12 protein-coding genes are annotated in these 16552 nt (G+C 47.1%); all 12 read right to left on the reverse strand.

What is annotated here, in order from left to right; all coding sequences use genetic code 11:
* Positions 1–8: 8 nt before the first annotated feature.
* The 12 genes from EV211_RS01850 to lepA all read right to left on the reverse strand — a co-directional run bounded on the left by EV211_RS01850 (position 9) and on the right by lepA (position 16462).
* A complete protein-coding gene (locus tag EV211_RS01850; protein WP_133527731.1) occupies positions 9–1799 on the reverse strand; it encodes a thiamine pyrophosphate-dependent enzyme in 1791 nt (596 codons plus the stop codon).
* Positions 1800–2456 carry a GntR family transcriptional regulator gene (locus EV211_RS01855; protein WP_166635335.1) on the reverse strand — a complete coding sequence of 219 codons (657 nt, stop codon included), beginning with the start codon at positions 2454–2456 and terminating at the stop codon, positions 1800–1802.
* A gap of 51 nt (positions 2457–2507) precedes the next feature.
* Positions 2508–3887 carry a helix-turn-helix domain-containing protein gene (locus EV211_RS01860; RefSeq protein ID WP_133527733.1) on the reverse strand — a complete coding sequence of 460 codons (1380 nt, stop codon included), beginning with the start codon at positions 3885–3887 and terminating at the stop codon, positions 2508–2510.
* Positions 3888–4002: 115 nt separating this feature from the next.
* Positions 4003–5526, reverse strand: coding sequence for a YfcC family protein (locus EV211_RS01865; protein ID WP_133527734.1), 1524 nt, complete (start codon positions 5524–5526; stop codon positions 4003–4005).
* A 26-nt stretch (positions 5527–5552) separates the two neighbouring features.
* The gene (gene pepT, locus EV211_RS01870; protein ID WP_133527735.1) at positions 5553–6788 is read right to left on the reverse strand and encodes a peptidase T; all 1236 of its coding nucleotides are present in this window, start codon (positions 6786–6788) and stop codon (positions 5553–5555) included.
* 251 nt (positions 6789–7039) lie between these two features.
* Positions 7040–8203 carry a molecular chaperone DnaJ gene (dnaJ, locus tag EV211_RS01875; protein ID WP_133527736.1) on the reverse strand — a complete coding sequence of 388 codons (1164 nt, stop codon included), beginning with the start codon at positions 8201–8203 and terminating at the stop codon, positions 7040–7042.
* A gap of 119 nt (positions 8204–8322) precedes the next feature.
* Positions 8323–10224: a molecular chaperone DnaK gene (gene dnaK / locus EV211_RS01880; protein WP_133527737.1), complete on the reverse strand. Its 1902-nt coding sequence runs from the start codon at positions 10222–10224 to the stop codon at positions 8323–8325.
* Positions 10225–10236: 12 nt separating this feature from the next.
* Positions 10237–10878: a nucleotide exchange factor GrpE gene (grpE, locus tag EV211_RS01885; RefSeq protein ID WP_133527738.1), complete on the reverse strand. Its 642-nt coding sequence runs from the start codon at positions 10876–10878 to the stop codon at positions 10237–10239.
* Positions 10862–11911, reverse strand: coding sequence for a heat-inducible transcriptional repressor HrcA (gene hrcA / locus EV211_RS01890; protein ID WP_133527739.1), 1050 nt, complete (start codon positions 11909–11911; stop codon positions 10862–10864). The genes grpE and hrcA overlap by 17 nt, the downstream gene beginning before the upstream one ends.
* 106 nt (positions 11912–12017) lie before the next feature.
* Positions 12018–13511 (reverse strand): glycerol kinase GlpK, encoded by a 1494-nt coding sequence (gene glpK / locus EV211_RS01895; protein WP_133527740.1) that lies wholly within the window; start codon positions 13509–13511, stop codon positions 12018–12020.
* 14 nt (positions 13512–13525) lie between these two features.
* Complete coding sequence (gene hemW, locus EV211_RS01900; RefSeq protein ID WP_133527741.1) at positions 13526–14641, reverse strand: radical SAM family heme chaperone HemW; 1116 nt, start codon at positions 14639–14641, stop codon at positions 13526–13528.
* A 9-nt stretch (positions 14642–14650) separates the two neighbouring features.
* Positions 14651–16462, reverse strand: coding sequence for a translation elongation factor 4 (gene lepA / locus EV211_RS01905; RefSeq protein ID WP_133527742.1), 1812 nt, complete (start codon positions 16460–16462; stop codon positions 14651–14653).
* Positions 16463–16552: the final 90 nt, after the last annotated feature.

Below are 16552 nucleotides of genomic sequence, written 5' to 3' on the forward strand. Positions count from 1 at the left end.
CATCCCCCCTATTTCACCATAGATATAGCATCTGCCGGACAAACCTGCGCGCAGATGCCGCAGCCGTTGCAGGACGGCGCGTAGATGCCGGCCTTCTTGGATTCATTGTCATATCTCAATGCCGGGCAAGCCGTCTGAGTGCACTTTTTGCACCCGATGCACTTGTCAGCCTGTACCTCAAAAAGATGCCTGCTTGTATCGAACTCGGCCAGATCGTCGGGGCTGAATTTTTTCAAAGCGCAAGGCCATCTGGTGATTATTACGGCCGGCTCCGAAAGTCCCAGGCCCCAGTCCAGGGCTTTGCTGACCTCAGCAAGAACCAGCGGATTTATGGTGCGGACGTTTTTGATACCGAATGCTTTCACGATGGCCGTAATGTCTGCGGCAGGAGCCTCTGTGCCCCTGGCCGTGTAGCCGGTGCCAGGATTGTCCTGGTGGCCCGTCATGCCAGTTGTCCGGTTGTCCATAATTATGACCAGTGAATTACTGTGGTTATATACGATGTCCAGAAGTCCTGTCATGCCGCTGTGGAAGAAAGTTGAATCACCCAGAACGCTGACGGATTTCATATCCGTTCCATAATATTCGAAAGCCTTGGCAGCGCCGTGGCCACCCGATACAGACTCGCCCATGCAAACGATAGTATCAGTGGCATTGAATGGCGGCAGGGGCGAAATACCATAGCATCCTATATCTCCGCTTATGAATATCTTCCCTGATTTAGCCCGCTTGCCAAGCTCGTAGAAAAGTCCTCTGTGAGGACAGCCTGCGCAGAATACCGGCGGTCTGGCCTTGATTTTCTCCACCGGCAGGTCTATTGTCTCGTTCCTGATGCCCAGGACCTTTTCCTTGATGATAGCTGTGGACAGCTCGCCCTCCTGAGGGAACAACTCCCGGCCGATACAGTCAATATGTTTGTCCTTCAGCTGGAATTCCAGGAAAGGCTCGCTTTCTTCTATGACATAGAGTTTGTCGAACTTAGACGCAAACTCTCTGATTTTCTCCGTTGGCAGTGGGAATGGAAATCCCACCTTGAAATATGAAGCCGCATCTCCAAGGGCATCCTTGGCATACTGGAAAGATATGCCGCTGGTGACAACTCCTATCTTGGCCCCTTCATTGATTATAGAATAGTTGAAGTCAGATTCTTCACTGGCAGCCGCCATCTTCGGCAGCTTCTCGAGGATCTCATGGCGCAGCTTTATTGAAACTGCAGGCATAGTCGTCCTCTGCCATACGTCTCTGACATATTCCCGCTTAGGGACTTCCGTCCTCTCGCCCATTTCCACGAAACTCTTGGAGTGGCAGACTCTGGTTGTCATTCTGACCATTACCGGTATGTTGAACTTCTCCGAAAGTCTTATACCCTCAATGACCATATCCTTGCATTCCTGGCTGTCCGACGGCTCCAGCATTATTATATCCATCATGCCGGCGTAGAATCTGTTGTCCTGCTCCGTCTGTGAAGAATGTATGCCCGGCTCGTCTGCCGTGACGAAAACAAAACCTCCGTTGGCGCCTTCATAGGCGAAGGAGAACAACGGGTCGGCTGCGACATTGAGTCCTACCTGTTTCATGGAGCTGAAGGCTCTGCCTCCAACAAAAGAATAGCCGATGGCTGATTCCACCGCTACCTTTTCATTAGGAGCCCACTCTGCGTGAAGATCGTCTCTGTATCTCGTAGCCAGGGTCTCCAGTATTTCCGTACTTGGCGTGCCCGGATAAGCCGCCGCAAAGGTTATGCCCGATTCATATACGCCCCTTGCGATGGCCTCGTTACCTGTCATCAATTCTCTCATCTATTCTGCCCTCCTCTGAAGATACCTTCGGGTACCTTCTACGTTATGCTGTTTCATAAGTTCCTGTGCTCTGGTCATATTGCCTGCCTCGATAGCCAGCAAAATGCCCTCGTGATTCTCAAGACCCATATTCTGATTGTCTACTATAGTCTGATACAGAAGCGTTGTAATATTCAACTGTCTGTAAATATTGGCCGCGGCCTTCTTGATAGTCTCATTAGAACAAAATGAAATTATCGTGTTGTGAAAGTCCGTGGAGGCCTGATGAAACCTGGCCAGATTTCCTGCCTCGCAGGCTGCCTTTTGTTCCTCATAGATAGACCTGAGTTCTACCGCAAGGGTTTTCTCCCCATCGTCCCTGCGCAGTATACTCATGACCACGTTCATAATGTAAGCGTTGGCCTGGCAGATGTCCAGCTCCTGCTCCGGCGTGAAGCTTATGACCGACGGGCCCGCATTATGCCGCTGTTCCACGTAACCGTCCTGTATGAGTCTTCCTATTGCTTCTCTGACCGGCGTCCTGCTGACGCCCAGCTCCTTGGATATGTCTTCTATGTTAAGGCGGTCACCGGGGTCAAGCTGACCCGATGTGATCCATCCTTCTATGTTCTGATACACTTCGTCTACTAATGAATTCTTTCTTGCTTTATCAGCCATAGCTGCCTCCATTTCTATTATGTTAAATTATATGCCAGGCCTCTGGTAATGTCAATTTCCTGGTAATTCTAACAGATATGACGCCCTCTTTTGGATCTGTGCTTCAATGGACATCAGTCGTTTCTCCGGCAAATTTATCTTAGGATGACGTTTAAAGTGGAATCCTAAAAGTTTACGCAGTTGTTGCATTTGCTTTCTCCCTATGACTTCACGGCATATGGCCTCAAAGGTAACGTTGCGATATGGAGGCATCCGTGTTGCGGCGTATTCACCTATATTTTCGAATTCATCAGGCATAGCAGCGCTGAATAGAGATAGCCCATTATCGAAAATCGGTGCCGGCGAAATTATCTGTCCGGTTTTATTGTCTCTTAAAATTCCAAAGTTTCCGAAATGCCTGTCCTCGTTATATATTACAGCATCAAAGACAAGCATGCTGCAAAGTTGCTCATAGTACTCTTCACCCAGGTTACGGTAATAGTCAATGTACGGTTTCAGCGTATCCTTCCCCACAAGGCCATAAGCAGGCACAAATGAAGTGCCTATATCAGTAAAAAGCCTGCACTTGGACGCAAGTAAGCCTTTCCAGTTTTCTAGATCATATTCAACTGCATTCAGGCCCATTTGTTTTGCTATCTGAAACGCGTAGTATTCGCTGAAGGGCTCCTTACCTGTGTTAGCGCCACCGGAAGTTCCCCCTTTATAAAGAAAAACGCCATCGCCATCGATGAATCTCCACGCCTTTGGCAAAGCACCGCCTGTCGTCAGCTCCGGAGAAGTTGAAAACGCTTCATGAGTCCGTCCTACGCCTGTATACGCCACAAGAGAAAGAATTTCGGAAAAGCGATTTTCGAAAAGATTATAGTCTGCAAATTTCCCTTCAAATCCGCAGGGCACGATCCAATAACTATCTGTCAACGACAGCCCTTTGCACACATCAATTATGCCCTTGGTATCATTAGCAGACAACCCAAGTGATTGCAGAATTTCATCTACAAAGGCCCTGTTCTTCGGAATAACCCGTTTCTGCAGCCATTCCAGAAGTCCTTCTCCACTCACTTTCAAATCCAAAGGAAACAAATATTCCTTATCTTCGTAAGTCTGATCGATTCTTGCTGTCAGACCTTCTAATCCCTTTTCTTCTAAGGTAAACTCTATCAGATTCACATCAAACATCCGAAGAACATATTTATCCATATGAGACTCCTCCTTTTCTACCAAATTGAATTCAAGCTCTTTTCCAAGGGCCTGCGATAGTTTTACCATTAAATCCAACGAGGGATTCTGCTTTCCGCTTTCTAATCTGCATATGTTCGAGCGTTGTGTCCCAATACGCTCTGCCAGCTCTTCCTGTGTAAGTCCCTGTATGATTCGTTCAGTGACAAACTGCCGTATTATTGCCTGTCTTTTTTTCTGTAATATATCAGACATCAGTATCCCTCCCTTGTATAGTATGTTATCATATCTGATAACATTTTGCAAGAAAAAAGGAGAGCGCCGCTCTCAAGCAGTGCTCCCCTTAAAAATATGGATATATTATATGTTTTTACAGATATATCTGTGCAATCAGCATGACCATACCCAATATGGTCCAGATGACCATCAATGGCCAGCAGAACCGCAACCATTTATTGAAGGTAACGTCTACCATTTCCAGCGATGCCAGAATCAGACCTGTCGGTGTGATCAGACCTATGAGTCCCAGGCCGTAGATATAAGCTGAGATTACCAGTTCTCTAGGCAGTCCGACTGCGTCAGCCAAAGGTGCCATGATAGGAATTGACAGTACAGCCAGTCCAGAGGACGAGTTGATGAAGAATCCCAGTACGATGAATACCAGCATCATTACTACGATGAAGAGTACAGGGTTCATTCCTTCTACCCAACCTGACATAGTATGGAGCAGTGTATCTGATACTTTGCCGTTCTCCAGCAGAATATTTACGGCTCTTGCAAGTCCGCATACCAGCGCTACTCCAACCAGGTCGGAAGCTCCGTTGATGAACTCTCTTGCGATTTCTTTTTCCTGCAGTCCGCCAATGATACCGAGTATGATAGCCGAACAAAGGAACAGGGCTGCCATCTCTCCGAACCACCATCCGAGTTTGGATACTCCGATGATCATGATCACGAAAGTCAGGAAGAACAGGATCAGAACGATCTTATACTTAAGAGACATTCTCTCTTCTTTTTCTTCGACTTCGCCTGTGATTCCAAATTTGTTCTCGATATGTTCTTTATCAGCATAGATGATGGAATATGAAGGATCTGCTTTGACTCTCTTAGCGTATCTTATGATAAACGCTACAGTCAGAACAACTCCTATGATAAGTCCCACGATTCTGAAGGACATACCCGCATTGAAGTTGATGCCTGCGGCATTAGACGCTATTACTACTGAGAATGGATTTACCGTCGAGAACATACATCCTATTGACGAGCCACACCAGATGGCCGCTATGCCGACCATGGCATCGTACCCCGACTTGAGGAATATCGGTATCAGTATCGGATAGAAGGCTATAGTCTCCTCCGCCATACCGAAGGTAGTTCCGCCTAATGCGATCAGGAAGGTAACTACCGCTATTATTATTTCTTCGCGTCCCTTGGACACTCGGGCCAATTCCGTGATTCCCGCGTTAAAGGCCCCCATATAGTTCAGGATACCGACTGTGCCTCCTATCATGAATATGAACAGGACTATATCCATACATTGGTATACTCCGTCTATAGGGGCCATTATCAATGCCTTGATACCCTGACCAGCCTGATGCATCCTTACATATGTTCCCTGGACAGCCATAGGCTTATTGATTGTGCCGTCTTTAAACTTGCTCAAATCAGCATTGATATGCATCTTGTCCAGTGTGCTCTGTGTAGCTGGCATTTCCAGCACTGTGCCACTTGGCTTAGTGATTTCGAAAACATCATTGTCAGCGTTATACGATAGTGTTGAATACTGTCCTGCAGGTATGATATATGTCAGGATCGCTGCCAGTATCATTACTATGAACAGTACAGAATAGGCTGAAGGAAAGCCATTCTTTTTCTTCTTCTTTTTTAACTCCATTTTTCTCTCCTCTTTAACAAAAACTCTTATATGTCCTTATCCGCCTGCGCAAAACGTTCCGTGATCTTCACGAGCATTTCTACTGCCTTGTCCATAGACTGAACTACGGCGAATTCTTTGCGGCTGTGGAAGTTATGACCTCCCGGCCCTATATTAGGACACGGCAGACCCTTAAATGACAGGAACGCGCCATCTGTACCGCCTCTGATCGGACTTGTATCAGGCTCTGTCCCCATTTCTCTGATCACATCAAGAGGGATATCCACAAGCTTAGGATGATCCTTTAGTATCTCATGCATGTTGCGATAACTTTCTTCCAACTCAACTACAACGGTTCCCTCTCCGTATTTGTAATTAAGGAAGTCAGCTATCTTCTGCAGGGTCTCTCCACGCTTTCTCGCTACTGCAAGATCGTGATCTCTGATGATGTATTCCATCTGTGCTTTTTCTACATCGCCGCTCATACTGCAGAGATGATAGAAACCTTCGTACATTTCCGTGTGCTCAGGTGTCTCAGCATCAGGTATCATCCTTTCAAATTCAGCCGCTATCCTTGAAGCATTTATCATTTTGTTCTTGGCTGATCCCGGATGGATGTTAAGACCTGTGATCACTACGTTTACCTCGATGGCATTGAAAGTCTCGCTCTGACATTCGCCGAAGGCGTCTCCATCTACTGTATATGCAGCGTCAGCTCCAAATTTCTTCACATCGAAGAATTCGCTGCTCATACCGATTTCTTCGTCGGGAGTAAAGCATACTCTGATTGTCCCATGTTTGATGCTATCATCTTTCTGTAGCCTCTCAGCAAGGGTTAGGATCTCCGCTATGCCAGCCTTATTATCAGCTCCCAGCAAAGTGGTTCCGTCACTGGTTATAATATCGCAGCCAATGTAGTTCTCCAGAAATGGAAAATCGGCGACACTGACTCTCAGATCCTTTTCTTCGTTCTGAATCAGGTCCCCGCCTTCATAATGAACTATGTGTGGCTTAACATCGTTAAAAGGCGCTTCGCAGGAAACGTCTATATGAGCAATAAGCCCCATTATCGGTCCTTTATAATCCGAAATATTCGCCGGTATCTCACCCATGAGATAACAGTGTTCATCGAGATCGATATCCGTAAATCCAAGATCTCTCATTTCAGTTTCAAGATCACGGGCAAAATCCCACTGGGCATGGCAACTAGGTGTGGTTTCACACTTAGGATCCGAACCTGTTGGGTAAGCAGTGTATCTTATTAACCTTTCGTATGCTCTCATTATAATCACCCCCAACTAAAAAAAGCACAATGCATGTAATATATCATTATGATAAGCAAATTACAAGATAATTGTGTTAATTAACTAACAAGTCGATGCTATTTCCTTGTTTTTTCGAGTTTTCTTACAAACTTTTGCGTCTGAGCATATAGGTTTTAACAAACGTCACAATTTTTAAATAATACATAATTAAACATATCAATCAAATAAAATACAGGACCCGAAATCTCGGATCCTGATCGTTATTTTACTTATGCGAAGAAATCTTTCATCTTCTGAGCGAAGCCCGACTTCTTCTGATAGCACCCTTGGTCGACCTTTTCTCCCATAGTCTTTATGGCCTTCTTCTGCTCGCCATTCAGTTTGGTTGGCACCTCCAGGTTCACCTTTACGTAAAGGTCACCCATACGTCCATTTCGGACGTTCCTGACGCCTTTTCCTTTGAGCCTGAAGACTGTTCCCGGCTGTGTACCTGCAGGGACCTTATAAGCCACCTTGCCATCCATTGTTGGTACCGTTATCTCGTCACCTAAAGCCGCCTGATGGAAAGCTATAGGAATATCGATATATAAATTATCTCTGTCTCTCTTGAACAAAGTATCCGGCCTTACGGAAATGACCACATAGAAGTCTCCATTTGGTCCGCCGTTTTCTCCCGGTTCTCCCTGTCCCCTGATAGGAATAACACTGTCTGTATCCACACCGGCCGGAATGTCTACGCTGATCTTGATAGTCTTCTTAACTTTACCTGAGCCGTGACAATCCGGACAAGGTGTATCTATTATAGTACCCTTGCCTCCGCAGTCAGGACAAGGGGCACTTGTCTGAAACTGACCGAAAGGCGTCTGCTGTACGCTGCGTACCTGACCGCTACCGCCACACTTAGGGCAGGTCCTCTTCTTGGTTCCCGGAGCTGCTCCTTCGCCTTTACACTTAGGACACTGCACATACTTGGTAACTGTCAATGTCTTCTTGGTACCGAAGACTGCCTCTTTAAAATCTATAGTTATATTCTGTTGAAGATCTCTGCCCTTAGCCGGGCCGTTTCTTCTGCCTGCATTGCCGCCCTGATTACCAAAGCCGCCTCCAAACATGCCTCCGAACATATTGAATATATCATCGAAACCGCCTTCTCCGCCAAAACCTCCAAAGCCGCCTGCTCCGCCGCCGCCAAATCCGGCATTTGGATCGACGCCTGCGAAACCGAAACGGTCATACTTGTTCTTCTTGTCAGGGTCTGACAGAATACTATAGGCTTCGTTTACTTCCTTAAATTTTTCTTCGGCTTCTTTATCGCCGGGGTTCCTGTCAGGATGATATTTCAGCGCCGATTTTCTGAATGCTTTTTTGATTTCATCCTCAGTGGCACCTTTTTTCAATCCCAGGACCTCGTAATAATCGCGTTTATCTGCCATTCCTCTCACCTTCTGTTTACTGTATCTGCCGATGCGTTACTTAACGCATCAAAATTTGCCCCGGCGGCAGTATCCCTGCCGCCCATGAGCAAATCCAATAATACTAACTTTTAACTTTCCTATTTATTTTCGTCCTTGTCATCATCGACTACTGTGTAATCTGCATCGACAACATTATCGTCATTTCCTGCGCCGCCTGCATTTCCGCCTGCTGCTCCGGCGCCACCAGCTGCTCCCATATCAGGGCCGGCACCTGCGGCTCCGCCTGCTGCCTGCTGCTGCTGTGCGGCCTGCTCATACATCTTAGCTGAAACTGCATGGAACTTCTCTGTAAGTACGTCAGTCTTTGCCTTGATGTCATCAGGATTATTAGCTTCCAGAGCCTTCTTCAGGTCTTCCTTAGCTGTCTCAAGGTCGGTCTTCTCCTCCTCTGAGATCTTGCCCTCAAGTTCTTTCAATGCCTTTTCAGTTTCATATACCAGGGACTCAGCCTTGTTTTTCTCTTCTATTTCTTCCTTCTTCTGCTTATCCTCTTCAGCGAACTTAGCGGCCTCTTCTACCTTCTGTTTGATTTCATCATCAGACAGATTAGTTGAAGATGTTATTGTAATATTCTGCTGTTTTCCTGTGCCCAGATCCTTAGCGCTTACGTTAACGATGCCGTTAGCATCGATGTCGAAGGTTACCTCGATCTGAGGGATACCACGCTGAGCCGGTGCGATTCCTGTCAGCTGGAAACGTCCTAACGTGATGTTTCCTGCAGCCATGTCTCTTTCACCCTGCATTACGTGGATATCAACTGCTGTCTGATTATCAGCGGCAGTTGAGAATATCTGACTCTTCTTTGTAGGAATAGTAGTGTTTCTCTCGATAAGCTTAGTTGCTACTCCGCCCAGTGTCTCGATGGACAGTGACAACGGTGTTACATCCAGAAGAAGTACATCGTTGACTTCACCGGTAAGTACGCCGGCCTGGATAGATGCACCTACTGCTACGCACTCATCAGGATTGATACCCTTGAAAGGTTCTTTGCCTGTGACTTTCTTAACTGCATCCTGTACTGCAGGGATCCTTGTGGAACCGCCTACCAGAATTACCTTGGAAATGTCAGCGTTACTTACGCCTGCATCATGCATAGCCTTATTCATAGGCTCTATAGTCTTATTTACAAGATCAGCTGTCAGCTGGTCGAATTTAGCTCTTGTCAGATCCATATTCAGATGTAGAGGGCCTGCGTCTGTTACTGTGATGAACGGCAGGTTGATGTTGGTTGTCTGAGCGCTGGAAAGTTCTTTCTTAGCCTTCTCTGCAGCTTCCTTCAATCTCTGAAGAGCCATCTTGTCGCTTCTCAGATCAACGCCGTTTTCCTTGGCAAATGTATCTGCCATGTAGTTCATTACTACGTTATCGAAATCATCACCGCCCAGATGAGTATCACCATTAGTAGCGAGTACTTCGAATACGCCGTCGCCAAGTTCCAATATGGATACATCGAATGTGCCGCCGCCCAGGTCGTATACCAGGATCTTATGAGCTCCATCTTCCTTATCCAAGCCATAGGACAGTGATGCTGCCGTAGGCTCGTTGATTATTCTCTTGACATCAAGTCCGGCGATCCTGCCGGCATCCTTGGTTGCCTGTTTCTGAGCATCTGAGAAGTATGCAGGTACAGTGATAACTGCCTCTGTTACTTTCTCTCCCAGATAACTCTCAGCATCTGTCTTCAGTTTAGTCAGGATCATTGCTGAAATATCCTGCGGCGTGTATTTCTTACCGTCGATTTCAACGGTGTAATCTTCACCCATATGCCTTTTGATAGATGTGATAGTTCTTTCCGGATTGGTTACTGCTTGCCTTTTCGCAGTTTCTCCGACCAATCTCTCTCCGCCTTTCGTAAATCCTACAACGGACGGTGTTGTTCTGTTTCCTTCTGCATTTGCAATAACTGTAGGATCTCCACCTTCGAGTACTGCAACGCAGCTGTTAGTAGTTCCTAAGTCTATACCAATTACTTTAGCCATTAATGTTTCCTCCTAATTATTTACCTTGACCATTGACGGTCTGATTACTTTACTATTTAACGTATATCCCTTTTGCATGACCTCTGTTACTTTTCCGCTGTCATAATCGTCATTGTCTTCGGTCATTACCGCATTGTGGAAGTTAGGATCGAATTCCTCTCCCAATGCATTTATTTCTTCAAGCCCGGCCTTCTCCAGAACGCCTGTAAGTTGTTTGAAAATCAATTTCATGCCTTCTACGTAACTTTCATCAGAACACTCGTGATCCAGAGCTCTCTCGAAGTTGTCAACAACTTCCAGCAACTGAGAAACGATCTTCTCATTTGCATAGGCGTAAATGTCACCTTTATCCTTCTCTGTTCTGCGTTTGTAATTCTGAAAGTCTGCCATGAGCCTCAGATACTTGGCATTTAAGGCCTCGTCCTCTTTCTTCTCTGGTTCTTCTGTCTTGGCATTTTCTGCATTTTCATCTTTATCCTCGGTTGCCTTAGCCTTGTCCTCGTCTTTAGTCTCAGCCTTTTCTCCGGTCTGAGCCTCTGATCCGGACTCCGCTTCAGTAGCCTCGGTCTCAGTCGGATCCGGGGTGTTCTGCCCCTTTTCTTCCTTGAGTTCTTCTTCATTAGCTGTCTTGTTTTCGTTACTCATCTTCTTCATCCTCACCGCCTTCTAATCGAAAAGTCTTATTCAGATTTTCCGTCAGATACTCTACTATAGAAGTTATTTCTCCATACTGCATCCTCGTCGGTCCGATCACTCCGATCTTTCCGACCAGTTGTCCATCTACATGATAGGTAGCAGTTATCAGAGAACAATCATTCATAGCGTCATCAGCATTTTCCCCGCCGATGGTCACTATCATACCGTCATCTCTGCTCATTAGGGTCTTGACGAAATCGTCTCTCTTATCGAAAAGAGATACGAAGTTCTTGGCTCGCGTCAGATTATTGTACTCCGGTATATCGAATATGTGACTCAGTCCATCCATATACAGATGAACATCCAGCATATCCGCCAGGGTACGCATGAAATTCGGCATAATGTTCTCCGCCAGACTGCTCATGGCCGTGATATCTGTATTGAAGTCTTCTACTATCTGACCCGTCAGCACTTCCGTGAGCCTTCTGCCCTGATAATTATATGTAATATTCTTTGCCAGAATCTGCAAAGCTTCCTTAGTATACGGCACCTTCAGTTTCAGGGCCGTGTTTGATATCTTGCCGCTTTCGGCAACTATCATAAGCACTACCGTATGCTCATCTACCGGCAGAAGATTTACGAATCTAAGCGTATCCTCTTCTTTAGTAGGCGTCATAGCAAAAGATGCCAGGTTGGTTATCTCTGACAACAATTCTGCTGCGTGCTTGATGGTCTTATCGAATTCCTCCATATCAGATCTGAGAGTATTCTTAATAGCCTCTTTAGCCTCAGGAGATACCTCGACTTTACCCATCATATCATTTACATATAGTCTATAGGCCTTATCTGAAGGCACCCTTCCGGCTGACGTATGGGGATGTGTAAGATAACCCATATCCTCCAGATCGCTCATTTCATTTCTGATAGTAGCGGGGCTTATAGCCATATCGAATTTCTTAGCCAGAGTTCTCGAACCAACAGGCTCAGCCGATTTAACATAGTCACCTATGATGGCTTGTAAAATCCTAAGTTTTCTTTCTGTTAATTCCATGTTTTCGCTCCTTTGTTAGCACTCATGCTTTTAGAGTGCTAACCACTACATATAATGTACTCCATGCTTGGCTTAATGTCAACACTATTTATGAAAAACTTTTAAACTATTTCGCCCAGTCCCGGACACGACTGACGGCTTTCTCCCAGCCTGCCAGCAGCTCCGCCCTGGTCTCTTGGTCCATGACAGGTTCAAACTCCCGCTCGATGCGGCAGTTTGCCTTCACGTCCTCTTTATTCTTCCAGTATCCTGTAGCAAGGCCGGCCAGATAGGCAGCCCCAAGGGATGTAGTCTCTATGCAGGCCGGACGCATGACCCGGCAGCCAAGTATATCAGCCTGAAACTGCATGAGATAATTGTTTGCGCAGGCGCCACCATCGACTCTCAGTTCGGGTAGCTTCCTGCCAAGATCCTGACTCATGGCGCCCAGAAGGTCACTGCATTGATAAGCCATAGAATCCAGCGTGGCCCTGACCAGATGATTTTTGTTAGCGCCACGGGTGATGCCGAAGACTGCTCCGCGGGCATAAGGATCCCAGTAAGGAGCGCCCAGGCCTACAAAGGCCGGCACCACGTAAAGTCCGGCAGAATCTTTCACTGCGAGTGCCATTTCTTCTGACTTCGCCGCATCGTCCATGATGTTCATCTCATCCCGTAGCCATTGTATAGCCGCGCCGCAGACGAAGACCGAGCCTTCCAGTGCGTAATTGACTTTGCCGTCAAGACCCCAGGCGATAGTCGTCAAAAGGCCATTCTTAGATATTACAGGGCTTTCTCCTGTATTCATCAAGAGGAAATTCCCCGTGCCGTAGGTGCTCTTGGCATCGCCGGCCTCGAAACAGGTCTGTCCAAAGAGGGCTGCCTGCTGGTCTCCTGCCGCTCCGGCTATTGGTATAGGCCCGCCGAAGAGAGTATCCATGGTCTCGCCGTATATCTGGCTGCTAGGCACTGCCTCAGGCAGCATAGATGTCGGTATGTCCAGAACATCCAGGATCTCTCGATCCCATTCAAGAATATGTATATTGAACATCATCGTTCTGGAAGCGTTGGTGTAATCAGTCACATGGACCTTTCCGCCTGTCATTTTCCATATGAGCCATGTTTCCACGGTGCCGAAGAGCAGGTTTCCCGCTTCCGCCCTTTCACGAGCTTCCGGAACATTGTCCAGTATCCAGCGCAGTTTGGTTCCACTGAAATAGGCGTCCAGAAGCAAGCCGGTCTTTGCCTTGATAGAATCCACCAGGTCAGGCTTCTGCATTAATTCATCACAGTATCCAGCCGTCCTGCGACACTGCCATACTATGGCGTGATACACAGGCTCACCCGTCTCTTTATCCCATACTATGGTAGTCTCCCGCTGGTTCGTTATCCCGATAGCTTCAATGTTATCATATGTGAGTTTTGCTTTCAGCATAGCCTCATGGGCAACGGTCATCTGAGTGGTCCATATTTCATTAGCATCGTGCTCGACCCAGCCCTCCTTGGGAAAATACTGTTTGAATTCCATCTGTGCCACGCTGATCTGCTTGCCCTGTCTGTCATAGATTATGCATCTGGAACTCGTTGTGCCCTGATCCAGAGCCATTATATACTTCTTCATTTAAGACCGCCCCCTTATACGAACATGGCCATTATCTGATTGGAAATATCTATGCCATCCTCCGAGAGCCACAGCCTGTCGCCCTCTTCAAGAAGCGCTCCGCTGTCGAAAAACTCCTGGACTCTGGCGCGTCTGCCTTCATACACATCCCAGAACTCCCGGCCGAAGCGCTCTGCAAATTCCCTTTTGCTGATGCCCTGCCTTTTGCGTAGGCCCGTGAATACGAACTCTCCGGCATTATCGTCGAAGTCATTCTCATGGTATTCTTCTCTGGGCTTTTCCGTTGTCCTGATGCCGTTCATGAAGGAGCTAGCGCTGTCGCCTATGCCCAGATACTCGTCAAATGACCAGTATTTCAGATTGTGCCGGCATTCGTATCCCGGCTTTGCGGCGTTCGATATTTCATAGTGGGTGTAGCCGGCTGACTTTAGCCTGCCTATGGCCCAGTGATACATGTCCCTGTCCAGACCATCGTCTAAAGGTACGAGCCTGCCATCTATATAATCATTATAGAACGGCGTGTCCTCTTCGATTTGGAGACTGTAAAATGATATATGTTCAGGGTCCTGCATGATCACCTGCTCCACTGTGTCCTGCCACTGAGCCTTAGTCTGGCCCGGTATGGCGAACATCAGATCCACATTGATATTGTCGAAGCCGCACTTCCTGGCCATCTCATAGGTCTCCAGGAAATCGGCCCTGTCGTGGGCCCTGCCCAGATATTTCAGTATATCGTCGTCCATAGACTGGGCGCCGATGGAAAGCCTGTTGATGCCTGTGGCCCTGTAACGCTTCAGCTTCTGAGGCGTCAGGGTCTTCGGGTTGGACTCTATGGTTATCTCTGCGTCCGACTCTACAGCAAAATTTTCTCTGATGGCTCCCATGATGGCTTCTATGGCTTCCGGCTGAAGGATCGTCGGTGTGCCGCCGCCGATGAATATGGTGTCCACCAGGTATTTCTTGCGGAATTCCTCGCCTTTCTCGCGGATCTTGCCTATAAGCCACTGGACATAATGGGTCTGGGCTTCCCTGGCGCCTGTAGCGTCAGTCATGGCGTTGGAATAGAATCCGCAGTAGTTGCATCTCTTCAAACAAAAAGGTACGTGTATATATATTCCAAGTTTTTTCATTATCGCTCCTTATTTATTGTCGTCGTATTTCAGCACGGCCGTAAAGGCTTCCTGCGGCACTTCGACTTTTCCGAACTGGCGCATGCGCTTCTTACCTTCCTTCTGCTTTTCCAGCAGCTTTTTCTTACGGGAAATATCGCCGCCGTAGCACTTGGCAATTACGTCCTTGCGGTAGGCCTTGACAGTTTCTCTGGCTATTACCTTCTGCCCGACAGCCGCTTGAACAGGCACCTCGAACTGATGCATAGGGATTATTTCCTTCAGTTTCTCGCAGACGAAACGTCCTCTGTTGTATGCCTCCGACTCATGAACTATCATGGAGAAGGCATCGACCAGTTCCTTATTCAGCAGAACATCCAGTTTCACCAGATTCGAATTTTCATAGCGTATGAACTCGTAGTCCAGAGATCCGTAACCCTTGGTCTTGGATTTCAACGCATCGAAGAAATCATATATTACCTCATTCAGCGGCATCTCATAGTGCAGGTCCACGCGCTCTGTGGTAATATAGTCCATGCTGAGCATCTTTCCTCTGCGTTTCTGGCAAAGCTCCATGATGGTGCCTACATAATCCTTAGGTATCATAATGTCCGCCTTTACTATAGGTTCCTCTATGTGGTCGATCTCCGCCGGATCCGGCAGATTGGTCGGGTTCTGTATCATCTTGATTGTCCCGTCGTTTAATACTACCTTATATACTACACTTGGTGATGTGGTCACAACGGACAGGTTGAACTCTCTCTCAAGTCTTTCAACTATGATTTCCATGTGCAAAAGTCCCAGGAATCCGCACCTGAATCCAAAGCCAAGGGCTGTTGACGTTTCAGGCTCAAAAAGAAACGCCGCGTCGTTGACCTGTAATTTTTCCAAGGCGTCTTTCACAGGTTCGTACTTTTCTCCCTCTGCAGGGTATATACCGCAGTAGACCATAGACTGTATCTTTTTGTATCCCGGCATAGCCTGATCCGTAGGATCATCATCAAGGGTAACCGTATCGCCGACCCTTGCATCCTTGACTTCCTTGATGCTGGCGCAGATATAACCTACGTCGCCGGCACTCAGATACTTGCTTGGTACATGGCCAGGCGCCATTACGCCGACCTCCGTTACCTCATAGACTTTCTTTGTTGCCATAAGCCTGATCATATCGCCAACCTTGACACTGCCGCCGAAGACACGGACATAAATCACCACGCCTTTGTAATTGTCATATATTGAATCAAAGATCAATGCCTTGAGTTTTCCATTCTCGTCACCACTTGGAGGCGGTATCACCTGTACGATTTTCTCCAGAAGCCCGTCTATACCGATGCCCTCCTTGGCTGAAACCAGCGGTGCATCCTCGGCGTCTATGCCGATCATGTCCTCGATTTCCTTCTTGGTCTCATCGGGGCGGGCACTGGCCAAGTCTATTTTATTGAGACATGGCAATATCTCCAGATCTTCATCCATTGCCAGATATACATTGCCCATAGTCTGAGCTTCTACTCCCTGAGTGCAGTCCACAACAAGAACAGCCCCCTCGCAGGCGGCCAGGCTTCTGGATACCTCGTAATTGAAGTCCACATGGCCCGGTGTGTCAATAAGGTTGAAGATGTACTCATTGCCATCCTTGGCCTTATAAACCAGTCTGGTAGTCTGAAGCTTGATGGTTATGCCTCGCTCCCGCTCCAGATCCATGTTATCCAGATACTGCTCCTTCATGTCCCTGTGGGCCACTAGGCCGGTGTTTTCTATTATACGATCCGCCAGTGTCGACTTGCCGTGATCTATATGCGCTATAATGCTGAAATTCCTGATATATTTTTGTTTCATTTTCATCCTGCCTTTACGTTTTCTACAGTTATTCTATACTAAACGTGGCTTTGTTTCAATATTTTAATTTAATACTTGCAATTTCAACCACTCTAT

The organism is Aminicella lysinilytica, assembly GCF_004362975.1.
GTDB lineage: Bacteria > Bacillota > Clostridia > Peptostreptococcales > Anaerovoracaceae > Aminicella > Aminicella lysinilytica.

Bases quoted from the DNA above. Each gene is read 5' to 3' on its own strand.
- pepT (WP_133527735.1), bottom strand. From the start codon at position 6,788: ATGAGAGCATACGAAAGGTTAATAAGATACACTGCTTACCCAACAGGT.
- lepA (WP_133527742.1), bottom strand. From the start codon at position 16,462: ATGAAAATGAAACAAAAATATATCAGGAATTTCAGCATTATAGCGCAT.
- EV211_RS01865 (WP_133527734.1), bottom strand. From the start codon at position 5,526: ATGGAGTTAAAAAAGAAGAAGAAAAAGAATGGCTTTCCTTCAGCCTAT.
- EV211_RS01860 (WP_133527733.1), bottom strand. From the start codon at position 3,887: ATGTCTGATATATTACAGAAAAAAAGACAGGCAATAATACGGCAGTTT.
- dnaK (WP_133527737.1), bottom strand. From the start codon at position 10,224: ATGGCTAAAGTAATTGGTATAGACTTAGGAACTACTAACAGCTGCGTT.
- glpK (WP_133527740.1), bottom strand. From the start codon at position 13,511: ATGAAGAAGTATATAATGGCTCTGGATCAGGGCACAACGAGTTCCAGA.
- grpE (WP_133527738.1), bottom strand. From the start codon at position 10,878: ATGAAGAAGATGAGTAACGAAAACAAGACAGCTAATGAAGAAGAACTC.
- hemW (WP_133527741.1), bottom strand. From the start codon at position 14,641: ATGAAAAAACTTGGAATATATATACACGTACCTTTTTGTTTGAAGAGA.
- EV211_RS01850 (WP_133527731.1), bottom strand. From the start codon at position 1,799: ATGAGAGAATTGATGACAGGTAACGAGGCCATCGCAAGGGGCGTATAT.
- hrcA (WP_133527739.1), bottom strand. From the start codon at position 11,911: ATGGAATTAACAGAAAGAAAACTTAGGATTTTACAAGCCATCATAGGT.
- EV211_RS01855 (WP_166635335.1), bottom strand. From the start codon at position 2,456: ATGGCTGATAAAGCAAGAAAGAATTCATTAGTAGACGAAGTGTATCAG.
- dnaJ (WP_133527736.1), bottom strand. From the start codon at position 8,203: ATGGCAGATAAACGCGATTATTACGAGGTCCTGGGATTGAAAAAAGGT.